This window comes from Providencia sp. PROV024, from assembly GCF_032709665.1.
Lineage (GTDB): Bacteria > Pseudomonadota > Gammaproteobacteria > Enterobacterales > Enterobacteriaceae > Providencia > Providencia huashanensis.
Genome location: NZ_CP120545.1, coordinates 2,586,720 through 2,608,064, shown reverse-complemented (window position 1 = coordinate 2,608,064; position 21,345 = coordinate 2,586,720). Strand labels below are relative to the sequence as shown.

Genomic DNA, 21,345 nt, shown 5'->3' with positions numbered 1-21,345 from the left:
TAAAGATGCGTTAGAGGGGGCGTTTAATAGCCTATTATTGATAAAATAGGCTATTAAATTAGTTTTAATCAGAGCTGTAGCTATAGGCGGTCATGTTGCTATTTTTTAGTCATTTTATCTAAATAGCCCATGACAAAAGCAGATAAAACAAAGGTTAAATGAATGATCACATACCACATTAGTTTATCGTTCGAAACGCTTTTTAAGTCCATAAAAATTTTCAATAAGTGAATTGATGAAATTGCGACAATAGATGCAGCCACTTTATTCTTCAGTGACGAGGCATCCATTTTACCTAGCCAACCTAACTTTTCACTTTCTTCTGGGATATCCATTTGGGAGACAAAGTTTTCATATCCTGAAAACATCACCATCACTAATAACCCACCGACTAATGCCATATCAATTAATGAGAGCAATGTGAGGATGAGATCTGCCTCTGGTATTGCTAAAATATTCGGCAAAATATGGAACAGTTCTTGAAAGAACTTAATAGTTAATGCCAACAGTGTCAGTGAAAGCCCGAAATAAATTGGCGCTAAAATCCAGCGTGAAGCATACATTGTTTTTTCGAAAAACTTTTCCATGCAATCCCTTTTAATGGTGAATAATCATTACAGCAAAATCGACGAGCGGTATATTAACCGTAGGTAGTCATATCAAGAAGGTTTTTTTTATTGTTTTACAGTTCTAGGGATATTGGGGATTAATATGAAAGAAAGATGTCAGTTTTATGAAGAAAAAGTGACAAGTTCGATGCCCTCGATATTTTTATTTGCATTCGTCATTGTGATGAGTTCTAGTGTGTTAACATTAAGATAGTGCAAAGTTGAATATGTAAATGTGAGATATACTAATAAAAATATATAGAAGCATATTTATTTGTACACTAATGATAAATCAGAGAGTAGAGCCGCTAAATACAGCGTTAAACAAGTACTCGGCCTCGTCTAGGTGTCAAGTTTATTAGTTACATGGATGAAAGGAAGTTTTTGATGTTGCGATTTCGTTATAGATTAAAAAAAGCTCGTAAAAATAAATGTGTACGTCGCCAGCGACTTCGCAACCGGTCTTTTTATATAGATAACAGATTAAATAATATGAAAAATGTGAATATTGTCGTATTGACTGGTGCGGGGATTTCAGCTGAGTCAGGGATCCAAACATTTCGTTCTGCGGATGGTTTATGGGAAGAGCACCGCGTTGAAGACGTTGCAACGCCGGAAGGTTTCGAACGTAACCCTAAACTGGTTCAACGTTTTTATAATGAGCGTCGTCGGCAATTACAGCAAGAAAATATCAAGCCTAATGCGGCGCATTATGCTTTAGCTCAGCTTGAAGAGTTACTTGGCGATCGCTTTTTATTGATCACTCAAAATATTGATAATTTACATGAAAGAGCCGGGAGTCAGCGTATCATCCATATGCATGGTGAATTATTAAAGGTACGTTGTAACTGGTCAAATCAGGTTGTCGAGTGGAAAGGGGATTTATCAGTGGAAGACCGTTGCCACTGCTGTCAGTTTCCACAGCCATTACGTCCACATATTGTTTGGTTTGGTGAAATGCCTATTGGCATGGATTATATTTATCAATCTATTGAATCAGCGACTATTTTTATTTCAATTGGTACATCAGGCCATGTGTATCCGGCAGCGGGCTTTGTTCATGAAGCGAAGTTACATGGTGCACATACAGTTGAATTAAATTTAGAACCGAGTCAGGTAGAAAGTGAGTTTGATGAAAAGCACTACGGCTTAGCCAGTAAAATTGTAGTGGAATATATTAATAAGCTTATTACAGAATTACAGGTAAAAAGCACAACGAAATAAGTCAACTTCAGGCTAAGGGAAACGGTCATTTCCCTTAGCTATTCCTCTTTATACATTTAAATCCATCATCGCCGGCATTGTGATTTCCTTAACACAGGTAGCATTACTGGTGCTTAGGATAAAACGTACTGCATTGACAACATCTTGTAATGGGATCAATTGCCCGTGACTCTTCTCAATAACCTCAGCCACAGGGACAGACAATGGGTATTCTGTAGCAAGATAACCTAAGTTTATGATAGAAATGCCAATTTTATCTTCACGTAATGTTTCCCTTAGCGATTGCACTATTCCCCTTAAGGCATATTTTGTGGCGGAAAATGCAACTTCTTTACCATTATGATTATCTAGCCCCCATGTAGAGCCAATTAAAATTATTTTACTGTTTTCAGCTGAGCGTAAATTAGGTAATAGCATTTTTAAATTTAATAAACAGGCGCTGATATTCGTCTGGATAATATTGAGTAACTCAAGGTCATCAGTTGTTTCAAACTGGTAATCGTCACTAAAAGCCAAGTTTTCCCAAATTCCTACATTGTAAATTAAGGTGTTAATCGGTTGTTCTTTAACCTTATCTTTAATGATATTAGCAGACTGGCTATCATTTAGGTCAGCGGGGAGCCAAGTAAAATTACTTTGCTCAAACGGGGGTTTGGAACGAGAGACGCCGTAAACCAGCTCTTCATTTGTGGGAATACCTTCAACAAGTGCTTTGCCCAATCCTTTACTCACACCATAAATCAAATATGTTTTTGACATAAACGTCCCGATAACTTGAATAAAAATTACATTAATTATTATAAAAAATAATAAACGAAATAATAATGCGTCAGATATAGCACAGTATTAATAAATAATAATAGGTAATTAGTGCAATTGATAAATGATATCTAACTTAATTCACTGTTTTAACTAACAAATATAGGGGCTAATAAAATAATACAATTTAATTATTCCCCTAACTAGTCTTAGGTATTAAAAATGGTTAGTTGCAAGAGAAAATCAAAATAGTGTGTAAAAAATAAATTTCATTAAAGATTTATTGCGAAAACCTGCAAGCATTAACAGCAAAGCTGATTTGAGACAATAATTGAATCTGTGATCTTTCCCATAATACAGACATTGATATTTGAGGGGGAAGGGTATGGACAAACTCTTGGAGCGTTTTTTTGAATATACGGCTTTTGATACGCAATCAAAATTGAATGCTAAAACAGTGCCTAGTAGTGCCGGTCAGCTAAAGTTTGCACGCGCATTAATGAAAGAACTGATTGACTTAGGTTTCGAAAAGGTAACACTCAGTGATCAAGGTTGCTTGATGGCCTATTTGCCGTCAAACGTTGATTGGGATGTTCCAACTATTGGTTTTATTTCACACTTAGATACGGCACCTGATTTTTCGGGGAAAAATGTTTGCCCACAAGTACTCGAAAATTACCGAGGTGGTGATATTGCCCTTGGGATTGGTGATGAAGTGTTATCCCCTGTCATGTTCCCAGTTTTACATGAAATGATTGGGAAAACATTAATTATGACTGATGGTAAGACGCTACTTGGTGCTGATGATAAGGCGGGTATTGCGGAGATTATTACAGCATTAGTGCGCCTAAAAGGTAACAATATTCCACATGGTAAAATTTGTTTAGCATTTACCCCTGATGAAGAAATTGGGCGTGGCGCTCGCCATATTGATTTCAAGCAATTTGATGCATTGTGGGCTTATACTGTCGATGGCGGTGGTGTTGGTGAATTAGAATATGAAAACTTCAATGCGGCGAATGTATCAATCAAAATAGTCGGGAACAATACACACCCTGGAAATGCTAAAGGGGTGATGGTAAATGCTTTAGGGCTAGCTAACCGTATTCATTCGATGTTACCCGCAGATGAAACTCCCGAAAAGACGGATGGATATGAAGGTTTCTATCATTTAACATCGATGAAGGGAACGGTAGAAAAAGCGGAACTGAACTATATTATTCGTGACTTTGACTTGGTAAGCTTCGAAGCAAGAAAGAAAAACATTATTCGAATTGCTGAAAAAGTAGGGGAAGGCTTACACCCGAGCTGTTATATCGAGCTGACATTGGACGATACCTACTACAATATGCACAAAGAAGTAATGAAATACCCACATGTGGTTGAATTAGCAAAACAGGCCATGATTGATTGTGATATTAACCCTATTATTCAACCTATCCGCGGTGGAACTGATGGTGCTCAGCTTTCACATCGTGGCTTGCCGTGCCCAAATATTTTTACTGGGGGGTATAATTTTCATAGTAAACATGAGTTTATCACCCAAGAAGGGATGGAGCAGGCCGTTAGTGTCATTATGCGTATTGCTGAACTTACCGCAATACACGCCCGCCAGTCATGAGGGGCTTAATGAACCTGTTAAGCTCAGTACAATAAGTACTGAGCTGAGGTTATTGAGCAAGCGGGATAATTTCCGTTTTATGTTATGGGTATTTCATTGCAATAGCACGGATATACCACTTAGTGCGAGTAAAATACCCATCACTAAGTTAAAACGTTTTAATGTACTAGGTTGCTTCAGTTTTTCTCTTAATTTACTACCAAACATTGCCCAAATAGCCACACATGGCCAGTTTATCAAAGCAAATATGATGGCAACTAATAATATTGAGATATAAGGTTCTATCGTATTGGTATACATTGCCATCCCTGATATCGCCATCATCCATGCTTTAGGGTTAATCCATTGAAATAATGAAGCCTCAAGTAATGTTAATGGCTTTATGTCTTGCTGATTTACTTGAGCAATAGAATGGCTGATGGTTGTTTTCCATGCGAGCCAAAATAAATAATACCAATGTATTTTAATGTTGAATAAACAAGTGGTAATGATTGAATGAGTGCACCAACACCTAAGCCAACAGCAATAAGCATGATGAAAAAGCCAATTGAAACACCAAGCGAATGTGGTAACGTTTTTTGAAAACCAAAGTTGACCCCTGAAGCAAGTAACATAATATTATTAGGGCCTGGGGTAATGGATGTTACAAATGAAAACAGGGATAAAGCTAAAAAAGTTTCTATATTCATAAAGTTATAATCATTGAAAGGTTATTAATTATTCGCCCAAGCTTAATCGGTCTAAGCAAAAATATTCTAGAATTAAATTTTAAAAACACTTTATCTTTGAGTGCCTATTTGTGAGGCTTAATTTTTTATCAATGTTATTGATACGGAAGTAAAATAAACAGGAAAGCAAACTTTATAGATATTCATAAAGATATCTAAAGGGAAAGGGGGTGGCTTCGGTTTAACTGGGAATGATAATAAAAGTTATATGCTAACTAGAATGTAATGAATAAAATTTAACCCCCAATAATTGTTTTACCAATATTGGGGGTGTTTTCGGTAAATTTAATGTTTATAAAATGGACTAATCATCAAAATACCAATAACCATTATTCACTAATGCGGTAATGAGCGCGATAAAGTTAACGTCATCGATAGCATCAGCTAAAATTTTGCTGTTTACCGCATCATAACGACATAGGCTATCAGCAGCTTCATAGCACTGGGTCTCTAAACATTCACCATTAACAAAAAATTGGTCACCAACACGCAATGCTCGGAGCCCGTTTAGTTTGTATAGGGTTTCCTGTTGTGTTTTTAGCAAGTCATAGATTTCGTCATGCTCATAAGGCGGTTCTGGTGGTGCAATGTCTAGTTCATGGCGAGATTGTGAAATGAATTCACCAAGCCATTTACGGAACAGGTCAGGGTCATTAATCAGAGACTCCATCATTTCGCGTAATTTAATTTGTTCCCCTTGTAAAATTTCCGCAGGGTTATCACGGAATGATAAATCAGGGTCGCTGTAACGGTAGCTGCCTAAATCATTCGAAATTAAATGGTCGGCAAAACTACTGATTAACTCACGCGTATTAGGGGCTCGAAAGCCTACTGAATAGTTTAATGATGGCTCAATTGCATAGCCTTCATGCGGGAACCCTGGTGGGATATACAAAATATCACCGGGCTCCATTTCTTCATCAATGATGGCATCAAAAGGTTGAACTTGTAGTAAGTCAGGGTGAGGGCAATGTTGTTTCATCGGGATTTTTTCCCCAACACGCCAACGACGACGACCTTCACCTTGAATAATAAATACATCGTATTGGTCAAGATGAGGGCCTACACCACCACCAGGAACCGAATAGGAGATCATTAAGTCATCCATTCGCCAATCAGAGAGAACACGAAATGGCTTCATTAGAGCGGAACTTGGATAGTGCCAATGGTCAACGGCTTGGACTAAAATAGACCAATTTTTCTCACCGAGATGATCATAACTCTCAAATGGGCCATGACTTACTTGCCAAATTCCTTCTTTATGGCTGACTAAACGGCTATCAACCTCATCTTCCATCGCCAAACCTGCAAGTTCATCAGGTGAGATAGGATCAATAAAATTTGCAAACCCTTTTTTGATAAGCAGTGGGCGCTTCTGCCAGTGGCTATCCAGAAAACTTTGCCAGTCTAGATTTAGTTTGTAATCCATCTTATTGTCCCTTGGAGCTGTTGAATATTGCGGATGGTGTTACGGCAATACCACAGGCCATAATGGTACGAAATGACCTTTATATATGAAGTAAGTCACTTAGTACTTCTTTTAAATAAATTAGGTTAGCCATAATTATTGAGGGCTGCTATTTATATGAATATAGATAGCAGTATTGGAGCAGCCCCTAGTAATAAGACTCCCTAAATAGTATACCGGAAACGTATCATAAAATAGGGAATAAGTGGGTTAATATCACAGATTAACTATCTTCGATCATAGATTGCTGCCTAAATGTGACGGCTAAGCGAGCACCACCGAGCGGGCTATCACTAATTGTGATCTCCCCATCATATTGGTCAATAATGTCGACCGCGATGGATAAGCCGAGACCTTGGCCTGGACGAAGGGTATCGGCACGTTGGCCTCGAACGAAAATTAAACTGCGTTTGCTTTCCGGGACGCCAGGGCCGTCATCATCAACAATTAACGTTAGGCTATCAGGCCCAGTCACCGCAGTGACTTCGACAAATTCTAGGCAATATTTGCATGCATTTTCCATAATATTACCCATGACTTCCATAAAGTCATTAGGCTGACCGAGCCAAGTGATTTCTGGAGAAACTTCTACTGTGATAGCAACTCCTTTGTGCTGGTAAACTTTATGCAAGGCGCTCGCTAAGCTATCTAATATTGATGGAACAGATGAAATTTCACGCAACATCATGTTTTCATCACCTTGTGTAGAAGCGCGGTGCAAATAGTAGCCGACCTGTTGTGAGATCCTGCCAATTTGTTCAAGCATAATAGGTTCTGCTTGGTCAATATTCATCTGTTTACCCGAACGTAATAAGCGTAGGGTCGATTGTAATACTGCCAATGGGGTTTTAAGGCTATGGGTCAGGTCAGAAAGCGTGGTTCGGTATTTACTATAACGTTTCCGCTCGTTAGTTAATAAAATATTGAGGTTACGGACTAACCCTCGAAGTTCTGAAGGCGGGTTTTCATCGAGTGTATCTCGTTCCCCCTTTTCTAAGCTACCAAGCTGTGAAACTAATGATTTAATTGGGCGTAAGCTCCAATAAGCCGCTAGCCATAATAATGGGATAACTAAAATTAAATTAGCAAGTAATACATAGCCAAACCATTCCCAGACTAGACCTGTATTTTGCAAGTCTTGTGGAAGTGTATCCACCACGACAATGGTTAGGTTTGGTAGGTTTTCGCTGGCGGCATATTGGCTGACTGATACAGAATGGGTGAGTGGCTCATCATCATTGTCCATATCATCCAGTTTATTATTTAGCTCAGGGTTATCATTAAGCAGTTGACGGGTTTCACGGATGTCAGTATCAATCTCATATAACCCTTCCTTTTTTAGCCAATCATTTCGGATCAGCCTTTCAACGCTAGGCACATCGCGTTGACGCCATAATACTTGCCCTTGATCATCATAAATAATCACTAATGTGGGGTTATTTAACGTGAAGTTAGGGGGAACACGGATATCAATTTTATTATTTTGCCACTGTGCCAAGCTATAAATTAAGTTACTTTGACTACGCAAAAGGGTGTAAGTTGTTTTATCAAAGCTAATTAAATAGCCCAATATGGCAACGATACCGTAAGACAAAGTTAGTGCCAAAATGACCGCAGAGGTTGCACATAAAAAACGTGCTCGAAGCGAAAGGGGCTTAAATTTAAATTTACCTAACTGCATATTAGCCATTCACATCAAAACGATAGCCTTGACCACGAACGGTGACAATTACATCATCACTATGAAATTGCTGTATTTTTTTTCTTAATCGCCCCATTAACACATCGATTGTATGGCTTTCTCTTAGTTCAGCATCGGGGTAAAGTTGGCGCATTAATGAATCTTTGCTGACGACTTTGCCATTGTTGCGTAGTAAGGTTTCGATGATGGTATATTCAAAAGCGGTTAATTTGACGGCTTCACCGTTAACGGTGAATTCTTTGCGTGATAAATCAATAACAAAATTACCTAGTTCTAATACCTGTGAGGCTAGGCCGCTATTTCTTCGCATCAGTGCCTGCATTCTTGCGACGAGTTCTTCTAGTTGGAAAGGTTTAGTGACGTAATCATCAGCGCCGCTGTTTAAAGCTTGAACTTTTTCTTGCCAGCTTTCACGTGCAGTGAGAACTAAAATTGGGATATTTACATGCGCACCGCGCCAGCGTTTGATCATTGAAAGGCCGTCTTCTTCAGGTAAACCTAAGTCGACAACTGCAATATCAGGGCAACTTTCATGCAAAAAGTAATCCGCTTCTTTTGCGTCTTCAGCGGAATCAACTTGATGACCAAGCTCTTTCAGCTGAACCGTTAGATGGTGGCGAAGTAATGCATTGTCTTCGACGATTAAAATACGCATCTGAAACCCTCACAGTAAGGAAATGATAGTTGCTATTAATGATAATAGTAGCACTATGGTAAAAAGAGTTCTGAATAACAACAAGCGTTTAAGTAAATATAAGTCAAACAAACCCTAAAAATAGCGTATTCTTAGTAAGTCAGCGCGTTTTTGACGTAGGTTATCGACGAAGTTGGCTTTTGGAATTAAGAGGTAAGACAAATCAGTAAAAAAAGGCGGCACAGAGGCCGCCGAAATAGTCTAAATCAGTTTTATTTAAGCTCATCAATAAAAGTGACAGCGTAACCAATATAGTTAGCAGGTGTCATTTCTTTGAGGCGCGCTTTTTCATGCTCTGGCAGTTCTAAACCATCAATAAACTGTTTCATCCCCTCAGCGGTAACACGCTTACCTCGGGTAAGTTCTTTTAGTTTTTCATAAGGTTTTTCAATGCCATAGCGGCGCATAACGGTTTGAATTGGCTCGGCTAAGACTTCCCAATTTTGGTTTAATTCATCCAACAGGTGCTGTTCGTTCACTTCCAGTTTGTTTAAACCTTTCATGGTCGATTGATAGGCTATTAAAGCATAGCCTAAACCTACACCTAAGTTACGTAATACTGTGGAGTCTGTTAAGTCACGTTGCCAACGAGAAACTGGCAGTTTACTGGCTAGGTGACCTAATACAGCATTAGCTAAACCTAAGTTACCTTCAGAATTTTCGAAATCGATAGGGTTGACTTTATGTGGCATTGTAGAAGAACCGATTTCACCAGCTACTGTTTTTTGTTTGAAATGGTTTAATGCGATGTAACCCCAAATGTCACGGTCGAAATCTAACACAATCGTGTTAAAACGTGCGACACAATCAAATAGTTCCGCAATATAGTCATGAGGTTCGATTTGTGTGGTGAATGGGTTCCACTGGATACCTAAAGAGGTTACGAAGGTTTCACTAAACTCGTGCCAGTTAACTTCAGGGTAAGCGACCATATGGGCATTATAGTTACCGACAGCACCGTTAATTTTACCTAAAATCTCAACCTGTTGTAACTGACGATATTGGCGCTCTAAACGATAGGCGACGTTGGCGAATTCTTTACCAATAGTCGATGGTGTTGCTGGCTGGCCATGGGTGCGAGATAGCAACGGCAAGTTGCGGTACTCATGTGCCATCGCTTTAACTTTATCAATTATTTGGCGCCATTGTGGTAATAAGACTTCTTCACGCGCTGTTTTTAACATTAAAGCATGAGAAAGGTTATTGATATCTTCTGATGTACAAGCAAAGTGAATAAATTCAGAGACGGCATGTAGTGCAGGGATATTTGCCACTTTTTCTTTTAGGAAATATTCTACTGCTTTAACATCATGGTTAGTTGTACGCTCAATCTCTTTAATGCGCATTGCGTCTTTTTCACAGAAGTTCGCGACAATTTCATCTAAGTAAGCGATTGCGTCATTATCAAATGAAGGAACTTCTTTGATTTCAGCGGTTGCAGCCAGTTTTTGTAGCCAACGAACTTCAACTTGCACACGAAATTTCAGTAAGCCAAACTCACTAAATATAGTGCGTAAAGCGCTGACTTTATCACCGTAACGGCCGTCAATCGGGGATACAGCGGTCAGTGAGGATAATTCCATTGGTAGCAACTCCAGATTTAAAGGTGAGACAAAATATCTTTCGCCTGATTAGCCAGACGATTGCGAGAGAACATTAGTTGGATACGGCTTCCACCTACTTGCTGCCAAAGTACTGCGCAACGAATACCCGCGAGTAAAGTGGCTCTAACTTTAGCCTGTACTAAGGTATTTTTCAGTATGTCAGGGGAGCCTGTAACTTGAATTCGTGGGCCAGCAGGGCTGACAACATCGACATAAATACCAGCAAGCGCATTAAATACACCTTCTGATAGAGGCTCAAAATAGCTAGCTTGCCGTTCAAATTGCTCAATACGTTGACCCAGTTGATTCATCGCTTCCTGGTTTTTATTGAGACGGCGTTCAAGCACCATAATGCTCAACATATAGCGGGTCATTTCAGCAGATAAACCACTATTTCCACCCGTTAACATGCCCAACATAGCATTTAGACCAGTTTTTAAGTTTGCTTCATCATTACCAAATACATCCAATGTTGATTTTGGATTCATATTGGTGAGGCAATTGACCATGGTTTCGGTGTCTTGGTCTTGACTAATGCCTTCGTGAGCAAGCTTCTGAACCATTGCGCTTGCTTGGCAGATACCCGCTAACGCAAGCGTGATATCATAGTAGTTTTTAGCCACATTTACTCCTGAATACGGGCTTCAATGATGCCGCCGCCGAGACAAACTTCATTTAGATAAAAGACAGCAGATTGCCCTGGCGTAACGGCTGCTACAGGGGCTTCAAATATAACCTCTATGCGGTCTTCGCTTAATGGTGTAATAGTACAAGGGATATCCGCTTGGCGATAACGGGTTTTTACTACACAGCGTAAAGGCTGGGTTAATGTTTCTCTGTCAACCCAATGCAATTGTTGGGCGATTAACCCGACGGACATTAGACGAGGGTGTTCATGCCCTTGTGCAACGATAAGGACATTATTTTGAACGTCTTTATCGACGACATACCAAGGTTCTTCAGAACCTTCTTTAGTCCCACCAATGCCTAAGCCTTTACGTTGCCCTAATGTATGATACATCAAGCCTTCATGCTGACCTATGGTTTCACCATCTACTGTAACGATAGGGCCAGGCTGTGCGGGCAGGTAGCGGCCTAGGAAATCACGGAATTTGCGTTCACCAATAAAGCAGATCCCTGTGGAGTCTTTTTTCTTTGCAGTAATTAAACCAATTTCCTCTGCGATGCGACGTACTTCAGGCTTTTCAAGTTCACCTACTGGGAACAAGCTTTTAGCAACTTGTTGGTGACTTAAGGTATATAAAAAATAACTTTGGTCTTTATTGCCATCTAAACCACGTAATAACTGGCTTTTGCCTGCAATATCACGACGACGGACATAATGGCCCGTAGCGATGTAATCTGCCCCTAAATCTTCAGCGGCAAATTCTAGAAATGCTTTAAATTTGATTTCTTTATTACATAAGATATCTGGGTTTGGTGTACGACCAGCTTTATATTCAGTCAAAAAATGTTCGAATACGTTATCCCAATATTCTGCTGCAAAATTGATGGTATGTAATTCAATGCCTAATTTGTCACAAACGGCTTGGGCATCGGCGAGGTCGGCTGCGGCAGAACAATATTCCGTGTCGTCATCTTCTTCCCAGTTCTTCATAAACAACCCTTCAACCTGATACCCTTGCTGTTGCAGCAAATAGGCGGATACAGAGGAGTCAACACCACCGGACATACCGACGATGACTTTTTTTAGGCTGTTGTCTGACATGGTACTGTTATTTGACATGGAAATAGTCTCAATGCGGAAAAATCAAGCCCCATACTTTAGCATGTTGTGACCTTGTTGCACCAGCGTTTGAGGGGAATATTATTGCTTGATGAAGATTTCACCAAGCAATTTGTGGGGCGTTAAAGGTAGTCCTCACCATATGCAGCCAAGATATCAAGGGGGTAGTGGGTTCCTGTCAAGAAACAGCGTAGACTTTCTGCAACTAAGGGCGAACGCAGATATTGGCTTTCTAATATTTCCTGAGCACTAACCCAGTGACAAGCGCTAATATCGCTATCTTGTGGTTGTGTTTCACATATGGACTCTAGCTCGACAGCAAATAAAACACGGATAAACTGAGTCTTATCAGGTGCAATCCATTGGTGGATTTTAATTAACTGTGAGGGGCAAGCGTCAATTCCTGTTTCTTCATATAACTCACGTTTTGCGGCTTGCAAAAGTGTTTCATTTGCTTCTAAGTGCCCAGCGGGTTGGTTCCACGTTGGCTTTTCATTTACCCATTCTTCAACGACTAAATATTTGCCTTGAGCATGTACGATAGTTGCAACAGTGACATTAGGTTTAAACAACATTTACCTCCTTCCATTCACCAACAGAAAGGTTCCCCAAACTGAATTCACCCACTTGGTAGCGGATCAGTCGTAATGTAGGGTAACCAATATTTGCTGTCATTCGGCGGACTTGTCGATTTCGTCCTTCATATAAAGTGATTTTTAGCCAACTTGTTGGGATGTTTTTTCGTTCTCTGATTGGTGGGGTTCTTGGCCATAACCAATCTGGTTCGTTGACGAGTTCGACCCCCGCAGGCTGAGTTAGCCCATCATTTAACTGTAAACCTTGGCGAAATTTGATTAATGCGGTTTCCTCGGGGATACCTTCGACTTGAGCATAGTATATTTTCCCTGTTTTTTTCTCAGGCTGTGTTAAGCGTGCTTGTAATTTGCCATCGTTAGTTAAAATTAATAACCCTTCGCTATCCCTATCTAAGCGGCCCGCAGCATAAATGCCAGTAATAGGAATATAGTTTTTTAATGTGTCTCGACCTTGTTCATCAGTAAATTGAGGCAAAACATCAAAGGGTTTATTAAATAAAATAACTTTACGAGGAGACTGATGGGAAAATGCGTTAACTGAAGTTGATTTTCGTTTATGCCTTAAATCAGTTGGGCGTTGATTGTATTTATACTTGTTCGTCGCTGATTTATTATTTGGCTTATTCATAATGGCTTTATGGCAGTTTATTGGCATGAATTGGTTCAATGGATATTGATTAACATTAGTGTAGGGGATTTACCCGTAAAAGCCTAGGGATGGATTTTACGTTTTAATGCAATATTTAATTAACAACTTTAAAATCATTTAAAACGATAAAGCCAATTTTCCATTTAAAAATAAACACCTATGATATAATTAAGGTGGCAATTGTGTGATGAGAGCGTGTTTTTAATTTCGGTTAATTTGTTAGTATTAATTAGGTTAAAGAAAGCGTTTATAGCATATTAAGCTATTAGAATTAGTTACCTTAAAAGAACTTTTATCATAATCAATTTTTTCTTTAAATAGGGATAATAAAACTAATCAATTGATTTCAAAGTAGTTATAAATATGTATCCCTTCAACTTATAGGATTGAGCAGTACGTTAAATGCGATCCGCATTGAAGCTTAGATGAGTAATCATTGGCGTTCGACGCAGATTGAAGTAGTATTGACACGTCTCTTACAAAAAATTAACAAGCAAAATACGCAAGTGAAAGGAGAGGTTAATGGAAAGCAAAGTAGTAGTTCCGGCAGAAGGCGCTAAAATTACCATTGATGCAAAAGGCAAACTGAACGTTCCAAACAATCCAATTATCCCTTACATTGAAGGTGATGGTATTGGTGTTGATGTGACACCCGCAATGTTAAAAGTGGTTGATGCGGCAGTTAAAAAAGCCTACAACGGTGAGCGCAAAATTTCGTGGATGGAAATTTACACCGGTGAAAAATCTACACAAATTTATGGTAAAGATGTTTGGTTACCAGAAGAAACCCTCGATTTAATCCGTGATTACCGTGTTTCAATTAAAGGTCCTTTAACAACTCCAGTTGGTGGTGGTATTCGTTCACTGAACGTTGCTCTACGTCAGCAACTTGATCTGTATATCTGTTTGCGTCCAGTTCGTTATTACAAAGGAACGCCTAGCCCTGTTAAGCAACCTGAACTGACTGATATGGTTATCTTCCGTGAAAACTCCGAAGATATCTATGCAGGTATTGAGTGGAAAGCAGGTTCAGCAGAAGCTGATAAAGTTATCAAATTCCTAAAAGATGAAATGGGTGTAACGAAAATCCGTTTCCCACAAGACTGCGGTATTGGCATCAAACCTTGTTCAGAAGAAGGAACAAAACGTTTAGTGCGTGCAGCGATTGAATATGCAATTGATAATGACCGTGATTCAGTGACCTTAGTTCATAAAGGTAACATTATGAAGTTCACTGAAGGTGCATTTAAAGATTGGGGTTACCAATTAGCACAAGAAGAATTCGGCGGTGAATTATTAGATGGCGGCCCATGGGTTAAAATTAAAAACCCTAAAAACGGTAAAGATATTATCGTTAAAGATGTGATTGCAGATGCTTTCTTGCAGCAAATCTTACTGCGTCCAGCAGAATATGATGTTATTGCTTGTATGAACCTGAATGGTGACTATATTTCTGATGCATTAGCTGCTCAAGTTGGTGGTATCGGGATCGCGCCAGGAGCAAACATTGGTTCTGAATGTGCATTATTCGAAGCAACACACGGTACTGCACCAAAATATGCGGGTCAAGATAAAGTAAACCCAGGGTCTATCATTCTTTCTGCTGAAATGATGCTGCGCCACATGGGTTGGACTGAAGCCGCTGACTTAATCGTTAAAGGTATGGAAGGCGCAATCGCGGCTAAGACTGTAACTTACGATTTCGAACGCCAGTTAGAAGGCGCTAAATTACTGAAATGTAGCGAATTCGGCGATGCAATGATCGCACACATGTAATTTATTACGTGGTGTGATTAACAACGGGAGCCTAAAAACTCCCGTTTATTTTTTGTTCAATTAAAATCTTCCCCAAAACTCCCCCAAAATCCCTCCCCAAAACGGCTCAAAAAATAGGCTATTTATATCGCGATAATTTGCCATTCCTTGCCCCGGTCATCATTATATTTATCAGTCATTTTTTGCGATTTATGGCCCAGTAAATCTTTTGTATTAATTCCCTGATCCCGATACAGCCTTTCAGATAAAGAGCGTTGTTCATGGAATGATGCCGGCGTTCCTTCACCCCAATCAATATCAGTTTTATTTCGTGCCTTCTTGAAGTTTGTTGTTATTGTATTTGCTGTAACTTGCTCACCTCTATTTGCTTGAGATGTTGTTCTAAAATAATGAATCAGATACAGACTGAGAAGAGCCAGCCATTATCGTCTGGGAAAATGTCCCGGTGTCCTCAGCAGTAAAGATAATGCCTTTGGATGCTTTCTTGCTGGACTTGCCGGGGAAAGTGAAGAACTTAAGTCAGCAGGGGGAAAATGGTCAAACGCTGGTGTTGTGTCTGGACCACAAAGAATTATTAGCTGGAGAATCCTCGATGCTCAATATTTCGGAGTGCCCCAACGCCGTCGTCGTGTCTTCGTTGTCGCAACTGCTAGAAAAGACATCAGTGTCGCCGAAATTCTATTTGAGCAAGCAGGCATGCGAGGGGATATTGAGACGAGCGGAGCGCAGGCAGAAACAATTACCAGCGATGCTGGAGAATGCCTTGCTAGCGGCAATCAAACAACAGGAACAATCTTAGCAAATTGCGGTGCTAAACACTGGCTAGGCAACCAAGAAGCATTCACTGGCGATTTTCATGCGGTTGATATATTCCGATTACTCGCGTTTGGGAAGTACACGCAAGACAAAACAGCATCTACGATAAACGGTAGGGATGGGAAAAGCGCCACTGACTTAATAGTAATAAACCACCAGCAACCTGCTATTGCATTAGCTGGTAATACAATTGTTCGCAAGCCTGAAAATGGCGGTAATGGAAATGGCTATAACGAAAGCGATATCTCATACACATTAACGAAAGTAGATCGCCACGGTGTTAGCGTAAATAACATCGTACGCAGATTAACACCAATTGATTGTGAGCGCCTACAGGGCTTTCCTGATAATCACACTAATTTACCCCGGCAAACATCCATGTGAGAAACCTGCTGAGATGATGGAACACATTATCAATAGTAGTAGCCGAGAGGGTGATATTGTCGCTGATTTTTTCATGGGGTCTGGCGCAACAATAAAAGCGGCATTAAAACTTAATCGTCAAGTGATTGGGTTGGAGCTCGAAACTGAGCGGTTTGAACAAACTAAGTTAGAAGTTTGTAATATGAAACAATAGTAAAATAATAAGCCCCCACTTCATCGGGGCTTATTTGGGTTTAGAGGGCTATTTAATGGAATCTCAAGCCATTGATTGATGCAAGCCATCCAAAAAGAATAGCTGATAGAATCATTACTGCATAAGAAAACACAACACATGGCGAGTCATCATTGTCACCCATTTTGTGGAGCGTGTACGCTAGTAATATTGAACCAAAAAAACCGACCAGTGATGACAATGTTAAAAAACGTTCTAAGTCATTCAGCATAGCTAATTCCATTTAAGTTAAGTTGCTATGTTTTAGCACGTGTGAACTCTAATTCCAACTCTCCGGTATTTCCGGATAGTTCATATGTAACTTAAGTATATTGAGAATATTATCGTACGTAATATTTTTAAGTTAAATCTCACATATTCGGTTATTCCGAACAACTTATTTCAAGGCTGCGCATTGTGTGGCCTTTTTCTATTTAAGAGAGGTAGTTATGAGTAAGAAGTATGAATATAGCGCAAATAACTTCACCCACACTAATTTAGCTATTAATGTTAAGGTTTGTGTTGCACCAAGTGATTTTAATCTACTGCCAATTTTCACGCTTTCAGTGCCGGTTGAAAAGAAAGATGGTGAAGATATTGATTATTACCGTGCTGAAGTAATTAAGAAGGCAAAAGAAGTAATTGCTGATATTGCAGAAGATGCTGCATTAAGTGATCCGCACCAAAATACACTACAGGAACGAGTAGCAGTATTAGAAGAACAGCTCACTGACATGCAAGCGGCAATGAGCTGTGGGAATAACTCAGTCAATTATGAAATAAAATCAAACTTATCTTCTGAGGGATAAGTTGAAATTCTCAACCATATTTTCAACTACCGGGTCGTTAATTGTTGATAACTCTTTTACTAAATGCTCTCTAGAGGACTCATCTAGTTTGTTGACTACACAGCAAATTATAAATTTAAGTGCTGATATTTCCTTATTTACATCACCCGGTGTCGCTGCCTTTGTATCGAATTTATATGTCATATCTTGTTCTGTGATCATGAGTTCCTCACACCGAAGTTAATCAGCCATCCCTTCGGTAAGTCACATAGGGCTGAACCTCTAACTTATCTAAAATACTGATTAAATTCATTAATCTAAATCTAGCTGCTATTGCTGGTGGCTTTCTATTAACTAATTTCGGGTACTCCGTAGGGGGTGGTATATGCGTATGGACAAATTAACAACTGGCGCCTCCTATGCTGCCTCGACAGGCTCAACATTCTATTGGCTAAAACAATTATTAGATGGTTTCTCATCTGAGCAGTGGGCAGCGATTGGGGTGTTGGGAAGCCTGCTTTTAGGTGTAGCTACATTTTTGACAAATTTATATTTCAAACGAAAAGAAGATAAGCGCAAAGAGGCGGCTCATGCCAAAGATACCAAATAAAGTTCAAATGGCTGCTGCTGGTGGAACTATAGCCTTAACTGCCGCAATGCTTTCTTTTTTTGAAGGTGTCAAATATAAGCCATACGAAGATGTAGTTGGTGTGCTTACGGTTTGTTTTGGGCACACGGGTACTGACATTATCCCCACCAAAACTTATTCAGAATCAGAATGTTTAACTTTGCTTGAAAAAGGCCTCAACAAAGTCAGAAAGGGTGTAGATCCCCTAATCAAAGTTGATATCGACGATAACACCCGAGCCGCTATTTATTCCTTTGCTTACAACGTAGGCACAGGTGCTTTTGCGCGTTCTACGATGCTGAAGAAACTGAATGCAGGTGATATCGCTGGTGCTTGCAATGAATTAAAACGCTGGACTTATGCAGGGGGTAAAGAGTGGAAAGGCCTAATAACACGCAGAGAGATAGAAAAAGCCGTATGCCTTGGCGAGTTCGCTTATGCATATCCGCTTTCATTATCGGAATCCCCATCCACTTGGCAACTGGCGTATATGTACTCAGAGACGATACCTGCGGTATTGACAAGGTAAGTTTAGAAAAGCGATGCCAAAAAGCCCTGGATCACTACCGAGGTAAGCAGGTGAATTTATGAAAACCGATAATTCATTCTGGTTATTTTTGGCGCTATTTGCTGTGAGCTGGTGGGCGGTAACGCTTTATGACAGCAATGTTTTAGTAAAAAAAGATATTGAGCGATTAGAAAATGAGGCGGCTGCAAGCCAATTCACATTGTCCACTGTTTTAGAACTCTCGGTAACGTTTAATGAAATTTCACGAAATAACCTTAGGGAGCGTGACGCGGCGGCAGTGGCCTCTGAAACGGTTAAAACTATTATCAAAACCGTTACTGCGGATGATAAGTGTGCTGCTATTGATGCTCCTCGTGATGCTACTGTCGAGCTGCACAACCACGCGAATAGAATACGTTCAAACGCCATCAGTGCCCATTCCAGCCCATCTACTCAATGATTGTTTGCCTGAGTACATCCCTGAGACATTTCCTTGGGGTGACTCTCTATTGATAAATGAGTCGCTACTCACAGTTATCGAGCAATGTAATTTAGATAAAAAGGCCATTCGAGAGATCGAGGCGTCTAGGCGTAGTAAATTACAAGGTGGTAATTATGTTTAATAATTTACCCAGACCAGGGGCATTTCTTTTCCTTGGGGTTGTGTGTGCGGTGTTCGGATGGGGAGCAATTGAAGGTCTGATTTATCTCTGCAAGTCGATATTTTAGACAAGAAAACAAGATGAGGAATTGAAGTGATACCAGAAAAATAAGCACCGCTTCAATTTTTAATTAATCATAGAACTATTATTTCAATTCTTCTATAGAGGATTTAATTATTGGACCAGACCCAACATAAATACAAGTGAGCGCATAATATGTATTTGCCTTGAAGGTTTGTGTAAGTGAATGATTTGAAAAATAACCTCCCCCAGGAGGAGTCATTGTACGACAATGGGTTGTTATTTTATACGTTCCTGGCGGAATAATTAGAGTGTCTCTTAATGTTTCTAATTTTACAGGTGGTCTACCATTGTCTATAGGTTCAAACTCCCAAGCACTTGAGTACATTGGGGTATCTACAACTTGATTAAACATAAATGTTTGTGGGATGGTTGATTTTTTATAGATTTCGTCAAATTTATTTTTATTTTTTTCATAGACCAGAGGGTTGATGCTTTTGACATATGACCAGTCACTACCACCAACAATGAGCACTGCATTATTAATAGTATCGTCTTTTGTATCTTCATAAATATTAGGGTTTGATGCACAACCGTATAAAGTTATTAATGAACATGCAATTAGCGCTTTTTTAAGAGTTTCCATTTGAGTTATCCCTATCATATTTTATTTATCAATTTACCTTAATTTAATTTTTATAGCCATCAGCTAATCACTGGTGGCTTTTTCATTTATGGAGACAGTCATGTCAGATAAAAAAGAAATAGCCACCCTATCTATAAAGATATCAGTCGATAGCGCTGACTTAGACAAATTGGAAGCGCAACTAAAGCGCATTGAAGGGCTGATGGCTAGCACGGGATTAAAACAGCCAGCAAGTGGTGGGTTTGTTGCGAGCCCGTTCTTTGTTAAAAATGGTCAGTTATCTATTAAAACAAATGCAATGCTTGAACTCAATCAGTCATAACGCCATTTCAAACAACAAAATATTCCAAGGGCTACGCACTGCACGGTCTTTTTTTGTATATAGCCACCGCAAATCATCAAATCACATAGTCACTTTAATGAAATTGCGGTTGGCTACATTGATACTGTCTATCAATTTAGTGAATTTTAAGGGGTAAGTAGCACTAATGTGTTAACTTGTTGAAACCTAACTTAGGTTCAATAAACCAGTGAATGGTTGAGTTAAAGGTTAATAAAAGAGCGATGCTGATAGTTGATAGCGTTAGTAGTATGACGACTAATGAGCTATATTCCACATGGAAATAAGTTAGGGTTTGTAAAAAAATAAAACAAATAATAGGATGAATCAAATAAACACCTAAAGCATTGTTTGATAGTTTAGCATATTTATCTGTTGATGAAGCGAAATAAATAATACTAGAACCTAAAACTATACTTATACAGAATTTTAAAATATAAATAACAAAAAAAGATGATAAAAAATCAGAGTTAGTATTGTTTATGATTAATCTATTGATACTTTCCTCATAATAAAGTGCGGCTATAGCCAAGGTTGTGCTGATTACAATTATCAAGTAAGATTTTTTTCTAAGTGAGGATACTTTTTCATTATTAATAAAATAAGCGATGATAAAGAATGGGAAGTATATAATAATAGAGAAAAATTTTGATAAGTTAATTAAATAATTGTTGGCTAAATAAGAAAAAACCAACGATACCATCAAAATACAAGATAATATTGAAATGTTAGATTTTAATCTTGGTGGTAATAATAAAAAAAAAGCTTGCCAAACAGGAGTGGCTAAAAAAAACCATACTCCATTTTGAGGATCAAGGATATAAACTTTCAAACTTAATTCGCCTGAAAAGTACAATGGAATTGCATCAACCGTTTGAAATGTTAAGTAAATTATAAAGGATGAAAGTAAGCTAAACTTCAAAGATTTCCACGTAGTATTTTTCGTTACGAATGCAACTATAAATACAAACATAGGAATTAATGTTAAGTCGAAAATATCAATAAGAAATGAAACCTTACTTTTATCAGCTAAATTTAAGTAGAAACTAAAAACAATAAAAGAACTCAATATGAGCTTCAAAGTAGGCCAATGTGGTTGGGTAATGTCATTTGACTCTGGCTTGATTTGTTGTTTCATATGGGCGCTCTTAATAGAAATTAGTTC

General features: G+C 39.0%; 24 protein-coding genes and 2 pseudogenes. 10 read left to right on the top strand and 16 right to left on the bottom strand.

Features of this window, described 5'->3' with window-relative positions:
- Nucleotides 1-98: 98 nt before the first annotated feature.
- On the bottom strand, nt 99-587 hold the full coding sequence (locus tag P3L56_RS12125; RefSeq protein WP_042843464.1) for a TIGR00645 family protein: 489 nt from the start codon (nt 585-587) through the stop codon (nt 99-101).
- A gap of 411 nt (nt 588-998) precedes the next feature.
- Between P3L56_RS12125 and cobB the strand changes: the two genes are divergently transcribed.
- Nucleotides 999-1,832, top strand: coding sequence for a Sir2 family NAD+-dependent deacetylase (cobB, locus tag P3L56_RS12120; RefSeq protein WP_042844305.1), 834 nt, complete (start codon nt 999-1,001; stop codon nt 1,830-1,832).
- Between the two features lie 48 nt (nt 1,833-1,880).
- On the opposite strand, the gene P3L56_RS12115 is transcribed toward cobB, so the two are convergent.
- Nucleotides 1,881-2,591 (bottom strand): SDR family oxidoreductase, encoded by a 711-nt coding sequence (locus P3L56_RS12115; RefSeq protein WP_042843465.1) that lies wholly within the window; start codon nt 2,589-2,591, stop codon nt 1,881-1,883.
- Between the two features lie 385 nt (nt 2,592-2,976).
- Between P3L56_RS12115 and pepT the strand changes: the two genes are divergently transcribed.
- Entirely contained in the window at nt 2,977-4,212 is a 1,236-nt protein-coding gene (pepT, locus tag P3L56_RS12110; protein ID WP_042843466.1) for a peptidase T, read from the top strand.
- A 93-nt stretch (nt 4,213-4,305) separates the two neighbouring features.
- Here pepT and P3L56_RS12105 read toward each other — a convergent pair whose 3' ends face one another.
- The 10 genes from P3L56_RS12105 to rluE all read right to left on the bottom strand — a co-directional run bounded on the left by P3L56_RS12105 (nt 4,306) and on the right by rluE (nt 13,379).
- Nucleotides 4,306-4,512, bottom strand: coding sequence for a hypothetical protein (locus P3L56_RS12105; protein WP_272686050.1), 207 nt, complete (start codon nt 4,510-4,512; stop codon nt 4,306-4,308).
- Between the two features lie 95 nt (nt 4,513-4,607).
- On the bottom strand, nt 4,608-4,901 hold the full coding sequence (locus P3L56_RS12100; protein ID WP_272686049.1) for a LysE family translocator: 294 nt from the start codon (nt 4,899-4,901) through the stop codon (nt 4,608-4,610).
- Nucleotides 4,902-5,244: 343 nt separating this feature from the next.
- The gene (locus P3L56_RS12095) at nt 5,245-6,369 is read right to left on the bottom strand and encodes a cupin domain-containing protein (RefSeq protein WP_166686903.1); all 1,125 of its coding nucleotides are present in this window, start codon (nt 6,367-6,369) and stop codon (nt 5,245-5,247) included.
- Between the two features lie 262 nt (nt 6,370-6,631).
- Nucleotides 6,632-8,089 (bottom strand): two-component system sensor histidine kinase PhoQ, encoded by a 1,458-nt coding sequence (gene phoQ, locus P3L56_RS12090; protein ID WP_173424794.1) that lies wholly within the window; start codon nt 8,087-8,089, stop codon nt 6,632-6,634.
- A 1-nt stretch (nt 8,090) separates the two neighbouring features.
- Nucleotides 8,091-8,765, bottom strand: coding sequence for a two-component system response regulator PhoP (gene phoP, locus P3L56_RS12085; protein ID WP_048607402.1), 675 nt, complete (start codon nt 8,763-8,765; stop codon nt 8,091-8,093).
- Nucleotides 8,766-9,016: 251 nt separating this feature from the next.
- Nucleotides 9,017-10,387 (bottom strand): adenylosuccinate lyase, encoded by a 1,371-nt coding sequence (purB, locus tag P3L56_RS12080; RefSeq protein WP_042843471.1) that lies wholly within the window; start codon nt 10,385-10,387, stop codon nt 9,017-9,019.
- A 17-nt stretch (nt 10,388-10,404) separates the two neighbouring features.
- Nucleotides 10,405-11,031 (bottom strand): high frequency lysogenization protein HflD, encoded by a 627-nt coding sequence (gene hflD, locus P3L56_RS12075; RefSeq protein ID WP_042843472.1) that lies wholly within the window; start codon nt 11,029-11,031, stop codon nt 10,405-10,407.
- Nucleotides 11,032-11,033: 2 nt separating this feature from the next.
- Nucleotides 11,034-12,137: a tRNA 2-thiouridine(34) synthase MnmA gene (gene mnmA / locus P3L56_RS12070; RefSeq protein ID WP_042844306.1), complete on the bottom strand. Its 1,104-nt coding sequence runs from the start codon at nt 12,135-12,137 to the stop codon at nt 11,034-11,036.
- 140 nt (nt 12,138-12,277) lie between these two features.
- Complete coding sequence (locus P3L56_RS12065) at nt 12,278-12,727, bottom strand: NUDIX domain-containing protein (protein WP_042844307.1); 450 nt, start codon at nt 12,725-12,727, stop codon at nt 12,278-12,280.
- Entirely contained in the window at nt 12,720-13,379 is a 660-nt protein-coding gene (gene rluE, locus P3L56_RS12060; protein ID WP_129466060.1) for a 23S rRNA pseudouridine(2457) synthase RluE, read from the bottom strand. Before rluE ends, P3L56_RS12065 begins: the two co-directional genes overlap by 8 nt.
- Before the next feature lie 543 nt (nt 13,380-13,922).
- On the opposite strand from rluE, the gene icd reads away from it, so the two are divergent.
- Nucleotides 13,923-15,176 carry an NADP-dependent isocitrate dehydrogenase gene (icd, locus tag P3L56_RS12055; RefSeq protein WP_210831890.1) on the top strand — a complete coding sequence of 418 codons (1,254 nt, stop codon included), beginning with the start codon at nt 13,923-13,925 and terminating at the stop codon, nt 15,174-15,176.
- A 122-nt stretch (nt 15,177-15,298) separates the two neighbouring features.
- Here icd and P3L56_RS12050 read toward each other — a convergent pair.
- Nucleotides 15,299-15,589: pseudogene (locus P3L56_RS12050) on the bottom strand (tyrosine-type recombinase/integrase); the annotation flags it as partial.
- A 139-nt stretch (nt 15,590-15,728) separates the two neighbouring features.
- Between P3L56_RS12050 and P3L56_RS12045 the strand changes: the two are divergent.
- From P3L56_RS12045 to P3L56_RS12035, 3 genes and pseudogenes are all read left to right on the top strand, one after another.
- Nucleotides 15,729-16,376, top strand: a complete 648-nt coding sequence (locus P3L56_RS12045; protein ID WP_198860676.1) for a DNA cytosine methyltransferase — start codon at nt 15,729-15,731, stop codon at nt 16,374-16,376.
- Nucleotides 16,354-16,569: pseudogene (locus P3L56_RS12040) on the top strand (site-specific DNA-methyltransferase); the annotation flags it as partial. The gene P3L56_RS12045 and the pseudogene P3L56_RS12040, both read left to right, overlap by 23 nt.
- A gap of 467 nt (nt 16,570-17,036) precedes the next feature.
- Nucleotides 17,037-17,396, top strand: a complete 360-nt coding sequence (locus P3L56_RS12035; protein WP_210831889.1) for a DUF1327 domain-containing protein — start codon at nt 17,037-17,039, stop codon at nt 17,394-17,396.
- Here P3L56_RS12035 and P3L56_RS12030 read toward each other — a convergent pair.
- Entirely contained in the window at nt 17,379-17,597 is a 219-nt protein-coding gene (locus P3L56_RS12030) for a hypothetical protein (protein ID WP_210831888.1), read from the bottom strand. The genes P3L56_RS12035 and P3L56_RS12030 overlap by 18 nt on opposite strands.
- Before the next feature lie 163 nt (nt 17,598-17,760).
- On the opposite strand from P3L56_RS12030, the gene P3L56_RS12025 reads away from it, so the two are divergent.
- From P3L56_RS12025 to P3L56_RS12015, 3 genes are read left to right on the top strand one after another with little or no spacing between them, the layout of a single operon-like run.
- Nucleotides 17,761-17,985, top strand: coding sequence for a class II holin family protein (locus P3L56_RS12025; protein WP_004911666.1), 225 nt, complete (start codon nt 17,761-17,763; stop codon nt 17,983-17,985).
- The gene (locus P3L56_RS12020) at nt 17,966-18,532 is read left to right on the top strand and encodes a lysozyme (RefSeq protein WP_198860675.1); all 567 of its coding nucleotides are present in this window, start codon (nt 17,966-17,968) and stop codon (nt 18,530-18,532) included. Before P3L56_RS12025 ends, P3L56_RS12020 begins: the two co-directional genes overlap by 20 nt.
- A gap of 58 nt (nt 18,533-18,590) precedes the next feature.
- The gene (locus P3L56_RS12015) at nt 18,591-18,971 is read left to right on the top strand and encodes a hypothetical protein (RefSeq protein ID WP_210831887.1); all 381 of its coding nucleotides are present in this window, start codon (nt 18,591-18,593) and stop codon (nt 18,969-18,971) included.
- Between the two features lie 347 nt (nt 18,972-19,318).
- On the opposite strand, the gene P3L56_RS12010 is transcribed toward P3L56_RS12015, so the two are convergent.
- On the bottom strand, nt 19,319-19,840 hold the full coding sequence (locus P3L56_RS12010; protein ID WP_198860674.1) for a hypothetical protein: 522 nt from the start codon (nt 19,838-19,840) through the stop codon (nt 19,319-19,321).
- A 100-nt stretch (nt 19,841-19,940) separates the two neighbouring features.
- On the opposite strand from P3L56_RS12010, the gene P3L56_RS12005 reads away from it, so the two are divergent.
- Nucleotides 19,941-20,162 carry a hypothetical protein gene (locus tag P3L56_RS12005; protein ID WP_198860673.1) on the top strand — a complete coding sequence of 74 codons (222 nt, stop codon included), beginning with the start codon at nt 19,941-19,943 and terminating at the stop codon, nt 20,160-20,162.
- A 163-nt stretch (nt 20,163-20,325) separates the two neighbouring features.
- Here the strand turns inward: P3L56_RS12005 and P3L56_RS12000 are convergent, their stop codons facing one another.
- Nucleotides 20,326-21,318, bottom strand: a complete 993-nt coding sequence (locus P3L56_RS12000) for an acetyltransferase (RefSeq protein WP_198860672.1) — start codon at nt 21,316-21,318, stop codon at nt 20,326-20,328.
- Nucleotides 21,319-21,345: the final 27 nt, after the last annotated feature.

Coding starts and splice junctions, on each gene's coding strand:
- pepT (WP_042843466.1), top strand. CDS start 2,977: ATGGACAAACTCTTGGAGCGTTTTTTTGAATATACGGCTTTTGATACG.
- P3L56_RS12005 (WP_198860673.1), top strand. CDS start 19,941: ATGTCAGATAAAAAAGAAATAGCCACCCTATCTATAAAGATATCAGTC.
- P3L56_RS12025 (WP_004911666.1), top strand. CDS start 17,761: ATGCGTATGGACAAATTAACAACTGGCGCCTCCTATGCTGCCTCGACA.
- P3L56_RS12010 (WP_198860674.1), bottom strand. CDS start 19,840: ATGGAAACTCTTAAAAAAGCGCTAATTGCATGTTCATTAATAACTTTA.
- P3L56_RS12015 (WP_210831887.1), top strand. CDS start 18,591: ATGAAAACCGATAATTCATTCTGGTTATTTTTGGCGCTATTTGCTGTG.
- P3L56_RS12125 (WP_042843464.1), bottom strand. CDS start 587: ATGGAAAAGTTTTTCGAAAAAACAATGTATGCTTCACGCTGGATTTTA.
- phoP (WP_048607402.1), bottom strand. CDS start 8,765: ATGCGTATTTTAATCGTCGAAGACAATGCATTACTTCGCCACCATCTA.
- purB (WP_042843471.1), bottom strand. CDS start 10,387: ATGGAATTATCCTCACTGACCGCTGTATCCCCGATTGACGGCCGTTAC.
- P3L56_RS12030 (WP_210831888.1), bottom strand. CDS start 17,597: ATGATCACAGAACAAGATATGACATATAAATTCGATACAAAGGCAGCG.
- icd (WP_210831890.1), top strand. CDS start 13,923: ATGGAAAGCAAAGTAGTAGTTCCGGCAGAAGGCGCTAAAATTACCATT.
- P3L56_RS12020 (WP_198860675.1), top strand. CDS start 17,966: ATGCCAAAGATACCAAATAAAGTTCAAATGGCTGCTGCTGGTGGAACT.
- mnmA (WP_042844306.1), bottom strand. CDS start 12,137: ATGTCAGACAACAGCCTAAAAAAAGTCATCGTCGGTATGTCCGGTGGT.
- P3L56_RS12105 (WP_272686050.1), bottom strand. CDS start 4,512: ATGTATACCAATACGATAGAACCTTATATCTCAATATTATTAGTTGCC.
- phoQ (WP_173424794.1), bottom strand. CDS start 8,089: ATGCAGTTAGGTAAATTTAAATTTAAGCCCCTTTCGCTTCGAGCACGT.
- P3L56_RS12115 (WP_042843465.1), bottom strand. CDS start 2,591: ATGTCAAAAACATATTTGATTTATGGTGTGAGTAAAGGATTGGGCAAA.
- P3L56_RS12095 (WP_166686903.1), bottom strand. CDS start 6,369: ATGGATTACAAACTAAATCTAGACTGGCAAAGTTTTCTGGATAGCCAC.
- P3L56_RS12035 (WP_210831889.1), top strand. CDS start 17,037: ATGAGTAAGAAGTATGAATATAGCGCAAATAACTTCACCCACACTAAT.
- P3L56_RS12100 (WP_272686049.1), bottom strand. CDS start 4,901: ATGAATATAGAAACTTTTTTAGCTTTATCCCTGTTTTCATTTGTAACA.
- P3L56_RS12000 (WP_198860672.1), bottom strand. CDS start 21,318: ATGAAACAACAAATCAAGCCAGAGTCAAATGACATTACCCAACCACAT.
- rluE (WP_129466060.1), bottom strand. CDS start 13,379: ATGAATAAGCCAAATAATAAATCAGCGACGAACAAGTATAAATACAAT.